Source organism: Tissierella pigra (assembly GCF_009695605.1).
GTDB lineage: Bacteria > Bacillota > Clostridia > Tissierellales > Tissierellaceae > Tissierella > Tissierella pigra.
This window is the reverse complement of sequence record NZ_VUNQ01000044.1, coordinates 19,552-33,029: the sequence shown is the minus strand read 5'-3', so window position 1 is coordinate 33,029 and position 13,478 is coordinate 19,552. Positions and strand designations below refer to the sequence as shown.

Annotated in this window: 8 protein-coding genes; 4 read left to right on the top strand and 4 right to left on the bottom strand. The window is 30.5% G+C overall.

The genetic code is table 11. The features are described 5' to 3' along the window. Positions 1-232: 232 nt before the first annotated feature. The 4 genes from FYJ83_RS20485 to FYJ83_RS15430 all read right to left on the bottom strand — a co-directional run bounded on the left by FYJ83_RS20485 (position 233) and on the right by FYJ83_RS15430 (position 6,213). Positions 233-2,230 (bottom strand): ABC transporter ATP-binding protein, encoded by a 1,998-nt coding sequence (locus FYJ83_RS20485; protein ID WP_154442021.1) that lies wholly within the window; start codon positions 2,228-2,230, stop codon positions 233-235. Between the two features lie 13 nt (positions 2,231-2,243). Continuing rightward, positions 2,244-3,362 (bottom strand): ABC transporter permease, encoded by a 1,119-nt coding sequence (locus FYJ83_RS15440; RefSeq protein ID WP_154442019.1) that lies wholly within the window; start codon positions 3,360-3,362, stop codon positions 2,244-2,246. Next, complete coding sequence (locus FYJ83_RS15435; protein WP_154442017.1) at positions 3,362-4,309, bottom strand: ABC transporter permease; 948 nt, start codon at positions 4,307-4,309, stop codon at positions 3,362-3,364. Before FYJ83_RS15435 ends, FYJ83_RS15440 begins: the two co-directional genes overlap by 1 nt. A 134-nt stretch (positions 4,310-4,443) precedes the next feature. Beyond that, positions 4,444-6,213 (bottom strand): peptide ABC transporter substrate-binding protein, encoded by a 1,770-nt coding sequence (locus FYJ83_RS15430; protein WP_154442015.1) that lies wholly within the window; start codon positions 6,211-6,213, stop codon positions 4,444-4,446. Positions 6,214-6,389: 176 nt separating this feature from the next. On the opposite strand from FYJ83_RS15430, the gene FYJ83_RS15425 reads away from it, so the two are divergent. From FYJ83_RS15425 to FYJ83_RS15410, 4 genes are all read left to right on the top strand, one after another. Then, positions 6,390-7,034, top strand: coding sequence for an undecaprenyl diphosphate synthase family protein (locus tag FYJ83_RS15425; RefSeq protein ID WP_154442013.1), 645 nt, complete (start codon positions 6,390-6,392; stop codon positions 7,032-7,034). A gap of 66 nt (positions 7,035-7,100) precedes the next feature. Further along, the gene (gene sdaAB, locus FYJ83_RS15420) at positions 7,101-7,769 is read left to right on the top strand and encodes an L-serine ammonia-lyase, iron-sulfur-dependent subunit beta (RefSeq protein WP_154442011.1); all 669 of its coding nucleotides are present in this window, start codon (positions 7,101-7,103) and stop codon (positions 7,767-7,769) included. Positions 7,770-7,773: 4 nt separating this feature from the next. Beyond that, positions 7,774-8,643 (top strand): L-serine ammonia-lyase, iron-sulfur-dependent, subunit alpha, encoded by an 870-nt coding sequence (gene sdaAA / locus FYJ83_RS15415; RefSeq protein WP_154442009.1) that lies wholly within the window; start codon positions 7,774-7,776, stop codon positions 8,641-8,643. Continuing rightward, complete coding sequence (locus tag FYJ83_RS15410; protein ID WP_154442023.1) at positions 8,643-13,463, top strand: cytidyltransferase; 4,821 nt, start codon at positions 8,643-8,645, stop codon at positions 13,461-13,463. The genes sdaAA and FYJ83_RS15410 overlap by 1 nt, the downstream gene beginning before the upstream one ends. Positions 13,464-13,478: the final 15 nt, after the last annotated feature.

Genomic DNA, 13,478 nt, shown 5'->3' with positions numbered 1-13,478 from the left:
TTTGATTTTGTTTATAATTCATAGTAGATCCTCCTTTAAATTAAGAATTGTTTTCTCTCAATTACAATTATACCTTAATTTATTTGTGAGGATTTTCTATTTTTATCGTATCACAGGAAGCTCGTATGTATTTTTAGTTTTATTTTTCTTTACATACAAGGTAATTTTAGGATATATAAATATCTTTTTTTAAATTTAAAAATCATTAAATATATTTATAATTATGATCTATCTATAAAGATTTTCGATATTCTTCTACTTCAGAAGGTGAGGCATATATAAAATGTCCTTCTTTTATTTCAACCATTTCAGGTTTTTCTATACTATAGTCATGAATTGTCGGATCATAATATATATGTTTTCTATTTTTTTCATAATCAGGGTCTGGTATTGGAATAGCCGATAATAGAGATTTTGTATATGGATGTAATGGGTTTCTATATAATTCCTCTGCATTCGCTATTTCCACTAATTTTCCATAATACATTACTCCTATTCTATCTGAAAAATACTTAACTACTGAAAGATTATGGGCTATAAACATTACAGTAAGTCCTAATTCCTTCTTTATATTGTTTAATAAATTAAGAATTTGTGCCTGTATAGATACATCTAGAGCTGATATAGGCTCATCAGCTATTACTAGCTCAGGGTTTGTGATTAAAGCCCTAGCTACTCCTATACGTTGTCTTTGGCCACCAGAGAACTCATGGGGGTATCTGTTTGCATGTTCTTTAGTAAGCCCTACAGTCTCAAGCATTTCATACACTTTATTTGTTATTTCTTCTTCACTATTATATAATTTATTTATTCTCAAACCTTCCCCTATTATTTCCTTAACAGTCATTCTAGGATTTAATGATGATATAGGGTCTTGAAATATCATTGCGATTCCTCTTGTATTTTCTTTTATCTCCTTATGTCTTGATTTCTTTGATATAAGTTTTCCTTTAAAGTAAATCTCTCCATCTGTTGGGTTATAGAGTCTAATAATAGACCTTCCTGTAGTAGTTTTTCCACAACCTGATTCTCCTACTAATCCAAAGGTTTCCCCCTTATATATATGGAAACTTACATCATCAACTGCCTTTACTACAAGTTTTCTTCTACCAAATCCTGATGTAAAATACTGTTTCAAATTTTTAACTTCTACTATGGGCTTTTCATCTTTTGGTCTTTGATTTATTTTATCTAGAATTTTCCTATCATCTGTAGTTTTCTTTCTATAACTATTTAAATCAACTTTTGGCGCATCTTCATGTAGGAGCCAAGTAGCTGCATAGTGGGTATCAGATACTTTATACATAGGTGGATGTTCTTCTAAATCAATCCTCATGGCAAATTGATTTCTAGGTGCAAAGGCATCACCCTTTGGCGGATAAAGCATATTTGGAGGTGTGCCTGGTATGACATATAGTTCTGTAGAAGAATCTGTTTCCAAATCTGGCATTGCAGAAAGTAATGCCATGGTATAAGGATTTCTCGGATTTTTAAATATTTCATCTACAGTTCCATATTCCACTATTTTCCCTCCATACATTACAGCAACTCGATCTGCTAAGTTGGCTACTACACCTAAATCATGGGTAATAAATATTACACCTATATTTCTTTCCTTCTGTATTTCCTTTATTAAATCAAGTATTTTTGCCTGAACTGTAACATCCAGTGCTGTAGTAGGCTCGTCACATATTAATATATCTGGGTCACAAGCCAATGCTATGGCAATAACTATACGTTGTCTCATTCCACCAGAAAATTGAAATGGATATTGATTAAATCTTTTTTCAACCTCATCAATTCCCACTGCTTTCATTAACTCCAATGCCTTCTTTTTAGCCTCTTCACTAGGCATTCCTTGTTTAATCCTAAGTGCCTCTGTAATCTGTCTTCCTATTTTCATAACTGGATCTAAAGAAGACATAGGGTCTTGGAATATCATTGCAATTTCTGACCCTCTAATATTTGACATTTCATTATCATTCAGCTTTGTCAAATCCTTTTCCTTATATAGAATTTCTCCCCTTTCGATATTAGCATTTTTAGCTAATAATCCCATTACTGTTCTTGCAGTAACAGATTTACCAGAACCTGATTCTCCAACTATCGCTAAAGTCTCACCTTTTCTAAGGCTTAAATCAACACCTCTAACTGCATGGACCTTTCCAGCATATGTATTAAAGGTCACATATAGATCCCTAACTTCTAATATACTACTTCCATTATTCATCCTGTGCCCCCCCTTATTCTTGCCCTCTTAATGTTGGATCAAAAGCATCCCTTAAACCATTTCCTAATAGGTTAAAAGAAATCATAAGAATTGAAATTACTAATGCAGGAAATATAGTTAAATGCGGATACTCCAATAATACCAATTGTCCTTCTGCTAACAATACACCTATAGATGGTTCTGGTGCTTGAATTCCTAATCCTATATATGCTAAAAAGGATTCTTGAAATATTGCTCCAGGTATTGCAAGTGCACTCATGGTAATAATAATACCAAAAGCATTTGGCAATATATGTCTAAAAATAAGGGTTCTATCTGTTGCTCCTAAAGTTCTAGAAGCTAATACATATTCCATTCCTTTATATTTATAAAACTGTGCCCTTATCATTCGACTCATTCCAATCCATCCAGTAAGGCATAAAGCCAAGGCAATAGGAATAATTCCTGGTCCATAATATAAAACAAACAGAATTATAACTACTAAAAATGGAATTCCATTTAATACTTCAATAAATCTTTGCATCCCTAAGTCTACTAAACCTCCATAATATCCAGATATAGCTCCATATACTACTCCAATAACGATATTTACTGACATGGCTATAACTGATATAATTAGTGATATTCTTGTACCTCTCCATAGTCTAGTCCATTGATCTCTTCCTAGAGAATCAGTTCCAAACCAAAAATATTTATCTTTTACCTCTTTATATTTATACATATCTACTTTTACTGTAGCCATTTCTCTGTCTTTTACTTTGTATTCCTTGATGACTTGTAGTACTGCACCTTTATATTTTCCTTCTATATTGTCTTTTGAAATATTCATAACCTTAGTTCCATCAAATACTCCCATTTTTTCAATAATAGGTATTCTAGCAGGCATAAGAGTTAATTTCAAATTTTGCTCCTTGAAGCCATATTCATTCATCATAGGACCAAAAATAGCCATAAATACTAAAAATGATATAATAACAAAAGAGGTGACAGATGCCTTATTTTTTCTAAACCTTATCATTGCATCTTTAAAAAAACCAATAGCTTCACCTTCAAATTTTTCATCCTTTAATATTTCATCTAATTGTATAAATTCAAATTTATTTTCTATGTTCTTTTTAGTATTATTCTTCATTATTTTCTCCCTCCTATACGTATACGAGGATCTATAATTCCATAGGACAAGTCCACTATTAAAATAGTCAATAATCCTAGTAAGGAATACCAAAACAATACTCCCATAGCTACTGGATAGTCCTTTGCATTTATTCCATCAAGCATGACACTTCCCATACCTGGAATACTAAATATCTTTTCTATAACTAGAGAACCACCTAATATTCCAGTAAACATTGGGATTATAATATTGGCAAGTGGTATAAATGAGTTTCTCATGGCATGTCTAGTAGTTGCCTGAACTTGTGTTAAACCTTTTGCCTTTGCAAGAAGCATATACTCAGAATTAAGTGCTTCACATAGCTCTGCACGTGTATACCTTGCTACTCCTGCAATGGAACCAAATGAAAGTGCCAATATTGGAAGTATAATGGATTTAAATTTATTCCACGTAAGTACTTTTTCTGTACTAACGACTATAGGAAACCATCCTAGTTTAAATGCTATAAAATACTGTAATAAAGATGCAAATACAAATGAAGGAATAGCTATAAATGCTATTATCATAATGGAAATAATATGATCTGGAAGCTTATTCTTTTTAAGAGCTGCCCAGATTCCAAATACAATAGCAATAGGCAAACTAAGAAGTAAGGAGAAAATATTAAGCTGCATTGATACTGGTACTTTAGTTGCTAATATTTGATTTACTGGAACTTTTGGTTGTATTGCTATAGATAAACCAAAATCAAATTTTGAAAAATCCTTTAGAAAATATCCATACTGAACTATCATTGGCTCATTTAGATGATATTTATCTTCAATAGCCTTTTTTACATCTTTAGGCATTTTAGGATCAGTAATAAAACTTCCCGGCATTGAATGTAATACAAAAAATGAAACTGAAATTATCATAAATAAAGTAATAACTAACAAGGTTAATCTTTGAGCAGTATACCTAAACATTGTTTTTGCCCCTTTCAAGAAATTTCACTGTTTTATCAGCATTTTTTATTATGTACCAAGTATTTATAACGATTTTTATCGTTATAAATACTTGATATTTTATGTCCTAGCTCATAATTCTTGATAATCTATACTTAATCCAGTGGATCATATTCAGATTGTAGTGTAGCAAATCCTATTCCAGGTACATATTTACCTTTAGTAATTAAATGAACTCTATCTGCAAATATTGAAGTTATTTGTGGTTCATACATAGGTACAAAAGGTACTGCATCTAATAACATTTCCTCCATTTCCGCCAATGCTTGTAGTCTTTCTCCTTCTTTAAATATTAAATCTCCTCTAACAGTTCTTTCAAAAAGTTTATCAAACTCATCGTTTCCAAATTGATCAATTTTACTTGTAAATCCTTGTGTATAAACTTCCATACTTGACCAAGGATTAAATTCTCCACCAGACCATGATCCAAATCCACAATCATAGTTTCCATTTTCCATATTATCATAAGCATTTTGCCATGGTACGCCTCTTAAAACCACATCTAATCTATCTGATCCAAAAGCATTTTCATATTCTTGTTCTAAGAATTCTGCTGTTCTTTTCATGTTTTCACTATTATCGAAATATTGAATTTCTAATTCCATTTTCTTTCCATAAGATTCATATGCTTTATCAAAATATTCTTTTGCCAATTCTAAGTCATAACCATTATTTTCTGGTAATATATTCTTTCCAATATCTGTATCACGATATGCTAATCCCTTTGACGGAGCAGCTATTTTAGCAGTTGAAACAACATAAGGTGCTGGTACTGCTGTTTTATAGATGTCTTCTGCTATAGCTTTTCTATCCATTCCATAGAATAAAGCCTTTCTAAAGTTTACGTCTCTTAAAAATGGTTTAGTTTCTGATGTCATATTTACAAACATTGACCATACTCCAGTTGTTTTTGAAAATACTAATCTTGGATCTTCTGAATATTTATCATAGTTAGCTCCTGATAGTACTACGCTATCTATATCATTATTTTCAAATAATTGAACTCTTGTATTGGCATCTTCTACAACTCTTGACTCAATTCTATCTACAGTATAAATTTCTGCTATAGGAGAATACTCATTTCTTACATATATTTTATTTTGATCTCTTATCCACTCTTCAAATTTATATGGTCCTGAAGAAGGTGTGGTCTCCATAGAAGTCCCATAGTTAGTTTCTGTTCTGTCTTCATTCATTCCAGCTTCATATATTTTTTCTTGTACTGGTGAACTAGCTCCACCATTTGTAAATCCTAAGTAAAAATCCATCTCTGGAACTGGAAAACCAATAGTTATTTCCAGTGTATAATCGTCTAAAGCCTTTATACCTACATCTTCCCACGCACATTCTCCATCCCAGTACTTTTTAGCATTTACTACCACCACATCAGCATCAAAAACTTGAGGTCCTCTCATGTTTTTCAGCTTTGGATCTAAAAGCATTTTATAAGAGTATTCATAGTCATTAGCATTAAGAGGATCGCCGTCCTCCCACTTAAGTCCCTCTTTTAACTTAAAAGTCCATACTGTTCCTTCTTCATTTTTTGTAGGAACACCTTCTGCATGATCCCCAATAAATTTATAGCTATCAATATCTTCATCATAAATTAGTTTTAATAAGTTACCAAAAATAAAAAGCATAGTATCTGATTCTGCAGTTGTCTCATAAATATGAGGGTTCAATGTTGCAGTCTTACTTCCAGCAATCCTATAAACTGTTGGTCCCTTTTCAGCTGGTTCTTCCTTAGTTTCATCTACTTCTTCAACCTCGATCTCTGTTTCTGGTGCTACCTCTTTTCCTCCACAACCTGCTAAGACCGAGGCAATTAGTATTATTGCCAACAATAAAGCTAGATACCTTTTCATTATGATTCCTCCTTATTAATAATTTGGGTAATATGTATTTATACTTACATTACCTTATTACATTATAGTTTTGATTTATGAAATAATTACCATAATATTTATTTGTATCTTATTTTATGTATTCTTTTTTACTACATATGGAATACTAAACTTAACATAATTTAGGAGGTATCAATATGAGAATACCAAATCATATAGGTATAATCCCAGATGGCAATAGACGCTGGGCAGTAGAAAATGGTATGACTAAAGATAAAGGCTATGATGAAGGATTGGATCCAGGATTAAAATTATTTAAGCTTTGTGAAGACATTGGAATAAAAGAAATTACTTACTATGGATTTACAGTAGATAATACTAAGAGGCCAAAATTTCAAAGATTAGCCTTTACAAAGGCTTGTATAAATGCAGTTAATTTATTATCAAAGGAAAATGCAGATTTATTAGTCCTTGGTAATACAGAATCAGATATGTTTCCAAAGGAACTAATACCTTTTGCAATTAAAAGACAAAGATTTTGTAAAGGTGGAATTAAAGTTAATTTCTTAGTGAACTATGGATGGCAATGGGATTTAAAAGATTATTTAGTCCAAGGGGGAAACAAGTCCAATCCTTTTAGTTCAATTAAGTCTAGAGATATTTCTAGAGTTGATTTAATTATAAGATGGGGTGGCAGAAGAAGGCTCAGTGGTTTTTTACCTTTACAATCTGTTTATTCAGATTTCTATATAATTGAAGATTATTGGCCTGATTTTAAGTCACAACATCTTCATGATGCTTTAAACTGGTACAATGTTCAAGATATTACTCTTGGAGGTTAATTTTATTGCAGAATTGGGTATATAATGATAGAATGAATTGATTAAAAAGAATAAGGGGGTAGTATAATGAAAGATTATGGAGTATTTGATGTTTTAGGTCCTGTTATGATTGGTCCATCAAGCTCCCATACTGCTGGTGCTGCAAGATTAGCTAAAGTGGCAAAAGATGTTGTAGATGCTGAATTTCATAAAGTAACCTTTTACTTACATGGCTCTTTTGGAAAAACTTTTGAAGGTCACGGCACTGATAAAGCACTAGTAGCAGGTATTCTTGGAATGGAACCTTCTGATGAAGATCTTAGAAATTCCTTTGAAATTGCGAAATCAAAAAATATAGATTTTGAGTTTATAGAAGCTGACTTAGGCTATCAGCATCCCAACACTGTAAAAATAGTATTTGAGTTCGAAGATAAGGAAAATATTTATATTATAGGTTCTTCTATAGGTGGAGGGAATATACTAATTACAGATATTAATGGAAACAAGGTTGAATTTAGTGGCGATTATCCTACTATGCTTATTAAATATATAGATCAAAAGGGCGTTATTTCTCGTATTAGTTCCATTTTATCTACTAACGGCATTAATATAGCTACAATGAAAGTAACTAGAGAAAGTGATATTGCAACTATGGTTGTAGAAACTGATTCAGAAATAAATAAGGATATTGTAAATGAAATGGATACACTAGATGAAATAATATACATTAAAGGAATAAACCCGATTAAGAGGTGATAATATGTTTAATAAAGCTGAAGAATTATTAAAATTATGTAATGAAAAAAATAAAAAAATATCTGAAATAGTAATAGAAAAGGAGCTTAAAAACTCTGAAATCTCACAGGATGAATTAATAAGCAGAATGAAAGAAACTCTATTAGTAATGAAAAACTCTGCTACCACTGCTTTAGATAAAGAAATTATATCAGTTAGCGGCCTAACTGGAGGAGATTCAAAGAGAGTTGAAGAATATAGAAATTCTGGAAAAACATTGACTGGAGACCTTATTATTTCTGCCATGGCTAAAGCATTATCCACATCTGAAGTAAATGCGTCTATGGGGAAAATAGTTGCAGCTCCAACGGCTGGTGCATCTGGAATATTACCTAGTGCATTGTTATCTGCTGGTCAAAAATTAGGTTTAAATGACGATGAACTTTTAGCAGGACTTTTTACTTCTGCTGGTATAGGTGAAATAATTGCTAAAAATGCAACTGTCTCTGGGGCTGAAGGAGGATGTCAAGCTGAATGTGGCTCTGCTGCCGCAATGGCTGCTGCCGCAATTGTTGAAATGGCTGGTGGTACTCCAGAAGCTTCTTTTGATGCTGCTGCTTTTGCATTAGTCAACATAATGGGATTAGTTTGTGACCCTATAGGTGGATTAGTAGAATATCCCTGTGCCCTTAGAAATGCTTCTGGAGTTGTCAATGCACTGATTTCTGCCGATCTAGCATTAGCAGGAGTAAAATCTTTAGTTCCTTTCGACGAAGTAGTTGAAGCTATGTATAAAGTAGGTAAATTACTTCCTGAAGCTTTAAGAGAAACTGCCTTAGGAGGTGTGGCTACTACTCCAACAGGAGAGGCTCTTCGAAGGAGGATTCACAGTTGATGAAAGCAGAAATATATGATTTTTTAATTAAGGAAATTGAGAAAAATTACTTATTAAGATACAAAGAAACTCTTTACAAGTATATAAATAGTGAAAAGTTTCAATCTAAATTGGACAATTATCTAAAAGACAGAGACTTTTCTGTCTTTTCTTTATTTGATTTGTTTATAGATTATTTTAATCAGTATGATTCAGGTAGCTCTAGAGATTATATTGTTCAAATATTTAACTGGCTCAATAATAAGTCTTTTCCTCACAAGGGTATAAATGAATTTAACTTTGATTTAGTTCCAATATATGAATTTTTCTTGAAAGTTTTAAATTATTCTTTAGACAAAATAGAATCAACTAATAATAGTGACTTCACCAATAAATATCCCCTAACTTTTCTTACTAGTGAAGAAGAACTGATGAATAATATTACACCAGAGTATTTTACTTTTAAAGATGTATTTTATAATTGTTATATTAAGGAACTAATGTATTTAGATATGGCTATTACTGGACACAATACTATTCATCATGTTATAGGAGTAAATTATTTAAGTATGTATATTGCAAGACAGCTCAATTCTTTAGGACTTCCTGTAGATTTAGGTGTTGTAGCAGGAACTAGCTTGGGCCATGATATAGGTAAATATGGTGTTCTCAAAGATGAAATAAATAGAGTCCCATATCTTCATTATTATTATACTGAAGAATGGTTCAAAAGATTTAATATGGATAAAATCGGTCATATAGCCACTAACCATTCAACTTGGGATTTAGAACTGGAGAACCTATCTATTGAATCCTTAATTCTTATATACTCAGACTTTAGAGTTAAAAATAAGGTGGAAAATAATGTTTACAAAATGTATATATTCTCCTTAGAAGATTCATTTGATGTAATTTTAGATAAATTAGATAATGTAGATGTTGCCAAGGAAAATAGATATAAAAAGGTATATAAAAAGCTAAAGGATTTTGAAGATTATATTATATCTCTAGGACTTGATACTACTTTAAATAATCAACTTATACAACTTCAGAAAAAGCCCTTTGAGTTAATGAATAAAAAAGAAGTATTAGATAATATAAAATATATATCAATAGAACATAATATTTATCTCATGTCTAAGCTAACAGACAGTTCCTCTTTTAATGCAATAATAGAAATGGCAAGGGGAGAAACCAATTGGAGAAAACTTAGGCTCTATTTGCAAATATTTAAGGAATATTCCATTTACCTTACACAGGAACAAAAAACAACTACCTTACATTTTCTGTGGGATTTACTGCTTCATACTGGTGAAGATATACGAAAAGAAGCTGCTGAACTAATAGGAAGACTAATAGCACTGTTCGATGAGGAATATAGAAAAGAACTACCTTCATCAGTGAAATCTTATGAAACAAAAGAATCCTCTGAAATTTTACTAGACGAATTCCTGAATAAACTTCTTTATCCTGACCACAAGGTTGCAGATTCTCAGAGAGAATGGCTATATAATTTAAAAAACATAATAAAATCTTTATTTGAAGTATCCCATGGATCAAATTATAATAAATACTTTGATGTTTTAAATAAATATTATGATAACTATAATGATTTATCTATTGCTGCACAATTCTATTTATCTCAAACTATTAATTATATTCCTATTAAAGCTTTAGATAATAATAGATTATTAAAATTATATACCTATATATTAAAACAACTGGATTCAGATAATATAGAAATAAGGCTTAGTACATTGGATATTATTTATGAAATATTGAACACAACTAATAATATAATGTTTATTGCCTCTATCCGAAACTGGATAATAGCTAATTTACAAAAATCATCTATACCAGCAGATAATTATCTAAAGTATATTATAGGTATGAAAATAAACATATCTCCCAATTACCAAGAGATTTTAGATAGTAATTATGCAGAAAATCAAAATGATACTTCTGAAATATTCTTAGAAAATCTAAAGACTGCAACTGAATGGGTGAAAAAGAAAGTAAATATAGATATATTATATGACCAAGTAGTCAAAAATCCGAAGGGTAAAGGTCTCCATACTGCTATGCACTTATGTAATATACTTAAAGTAAGTGCCATAGAAAGAATTAGAAACTATAGCGGTGAAACTCTGCTAAATATATTTCATCTTTTATCCCCTGAAGAAAAAAATGATGTGGCAGTAGAATTACTAAGAGCTTTGGAAATGGATAACTATCAATTTACAAAGTTTATTCCCTATTATTTAGGACAACTGCTTCTTTATCTGCCACCTAATGAGCTAGATGAAATTATAGATGATTTTGAAGATAAAATAAAAACTGTTAGTTCAAGAGTAGTATTTTTATTATTAAATACTATAGTTATTTCTATTGAAAATTATGGTGAATATATAAAAAGATTTGAGGAAGAACAAGAAATTTATTATAAAAGAAGAGACAGACTTTTAGGTCTATTATCTATTGCTATGGCATCCTATGATAAGGATATTAAGAATGAGTCTTTAATGATTTTGAGTTCTAATCTATTTGAATCTAAGACACTTAGTCTAGATGAAAAGTTCAATATTTTTGATAGAATTGGGAAAAAGATTTTAACTCTTTTATATACAGACAAAGAGGATGATTTTTTATTCTACAGTAATGCCGCCTCATTAAACCATATCTATAGATTTATCTCTCTTTATGAATTTTATCATAAGGATTTAGTAAAAATTAATAAACAAAAAATTGCTTTCTTTCCAGGCAGCTTTGACCCGTTTTCTCTAGGCCACAAAGAAATTGCCATAGAAATAAGGGATCAAGGATTTCAAGTATATTTAGCTGTAGATGAGTTTTCTTGGTCCAAGAGAACAGAACCTCATATTTTTAGAAGAAATATTATAAATATGAGCATTGCTTTAGAAAATGATATTTATTTATTTCCTAAAGATATACCAATAAATATTAGTAATCCAAATGATTTATATAAATTAAAAGAACTATTTCCTTCTGATGATGTGTATATTGTAGTTGGTTCAGATGTTTTAGTCAATGCCTCTGCTTATAAAATTGAAAGTCCCATACTAGATTTTCCACATATTATCTTTGATAGAAAGTCAAGTATATCCAAGGATGATGATGAAAAAAAACTAGAAGAAAGTATTGAAAATATAAGGGCTAATATTATTAGACTTTCTCTACCACCGCAATATGAAGATATTAGTTCCTCTCAAATAAGAAAAAATATAGATTTAAATAGGGACATATCTAAATTTATAGACCCCCTTGCAGAATCCTATATATATGACTATGGACTCTATCTTAGGGAACCTCAATACAAAACTTTATTACAATCTAAAACTCTCGAAGTTAATGTAGCGAGAAATTTAAGTGAAAAACTTTTAAATGAAATAAAAGAACAATTCGGAGAAGTAATAAATATAAAACATTTAGAATCTCTTAGAAATAAATTAAGCTATAGAATTTTATTAGTCAGAGAAGCAAATAGCCATGAATTATTAGGTTTTTCCACCTTCTATTGGATTCGTCAAAGCATATTATATGATGAATTTAATAATTCATCTATTACAGAATATATTAGGCAAAGTGTAAAAGGTAGAATAGTTTTAATATCTGGAGTCTGCGTTAAAAATAATAGTGATTATTTAATAGAGACTGTTTTGAATGAAACATTATCCGTTGCCATAAATAGAGATTATAATTATGCAATTTATAATAATTCTCTTACTAAAGAAATAAATCCTAAAGTTGAAAAACAGTTATTACTACAGGGTTTTGCCATGACTGATTTTATATATAATAATAGCCCGATTTTCATGGTAAATATGAACAACCCTATTACCCTAAATTTAGATTTGGAAAATATGTTGAAGCCACCTTATAGTACAAATTTGAAGGTTTTAGAAACCATAAGAGACACCAGAATCAGACTTAAAGAAGCCTTAGTCAATCTTTATCCAGGAGAACTTTTGCTTACTTATAATAGGGATATGACTTATAGCAAATTGATACAAAAAATATGTGATACAAATGGGGTTAGTATAATTCAGTCCTCAAGGAGAATTTTAGGTCCTAATATGTGTGTACCATTCGGCTCTATACTAAATAGTAGCATCGTACCAAATACTGTCACTAAGACTATGCACACAGAAAAAGTTTTTAAATCAAATATTATTGATTTCAATATTGAAGCTTATCCCCACTATCTTAATTTAGCAGAACAGGCTAAAATTCTAAAATCCTTTAATAGACCTGTTATATTGGTAGATGATTTACTTCACAAAGGATATAGAATAAATGTTATAGAGCCTATTTTAAAAAGTATGGGAATAGAAATCAAAAAAGTTATATTAGGTATTCTCTCTGGTAGAGGAAGTGAAATTGGAAAAGAAAAAAATCTACCTTTAGACTACGCATATTTCATACCAAATCTAAAATTATGGTTTAACGAAAGTAGTCAATACCCCTTTATCGGTGGTGATATGGTAGATAAAACTATTTTACAGTCAAGTTCCATACCAAGTATAAATATGATTCTCCCCTATGTAGCACCAAAATTTATAAAAAACACCAAGAATGATGCTATATATAATTTATCGGAGATTTGCTTAAAGAATTCATTTATGATATTCAAATCCATTGAAGAAGTTTATCAGTCCATAAATCAGAAAAGTTTAAATATCAAAGGCTTAGATGAAATAATAGTATCGCTGAGACATCCAGATACAAGAAATATTAATTCGACAAGAAATATTAAACCTTCTGCTTGTATAGATATGGATTTAGAATACCTAATGAGATTAGAAAATATTATCAGAAGATAAATAAGGAGGCTTTAT

Excerpts from the sequence above, each read along its gene's own strand:
- FYJ83_RS15435 (WP_154442017.1), bottom strand. The coding sequence starts at position 4,309 with ATGTTTAGGTATACTGCTCAAAGATTAACCTTGTTAGTTATTACTTTA.
- sdaAB (WP_154442011.1), top strand. The coding sequence starts at position 7,101 with ATGAAAGATTATGGAGTATTTGATGTTTTAGGTCCTGTTATGATTGGT.
- FYJ83_RS15410 (WP_154442023.1), top strand. The coding sequence starts at position 8,643 with ATGAAAGCAGAAATATATGATTTTTTAATTAAGGAAATTGAGAAAAAT.
- FYJ83_RS15430 (WP_154442015.1), bottom strand. The coding sequence starts at position 6,213 with ATGAAAAGGTATCTAGCTTTATTGTTGGCAATAATACTAATTGCCTCG.
- sdaAA (WP_154442009.1), top strand. The coding sequence starts at position 7,774 with ATGTTTAATAAAGCTGAAGAATTATTAAAATTATGTAATGAAAAAAAT.
- FYJ83_RS20485 (WP_154442021.1), bottom strand. The coding sequence starts at position 2,230 with ATGAATAATGGAAGTAGTATATTAGAAGTTAGGGATCTATATGTGACC.
- FYJ83_RS15425 (WP_154442013.1), top strand. The coding sequence starts at position 6,390 with ATGAGAATACCAAATCATATAGGTATAATCCCAGATGGCAATAGACGC.
- FYJ83_RS15440 (WP_154442019.1), bottom strand. The coding sequence starts at position 3,362 with ATGAAGAATAATACTAAAAAGAACATAGAAAATAAATTTGAATTTATA.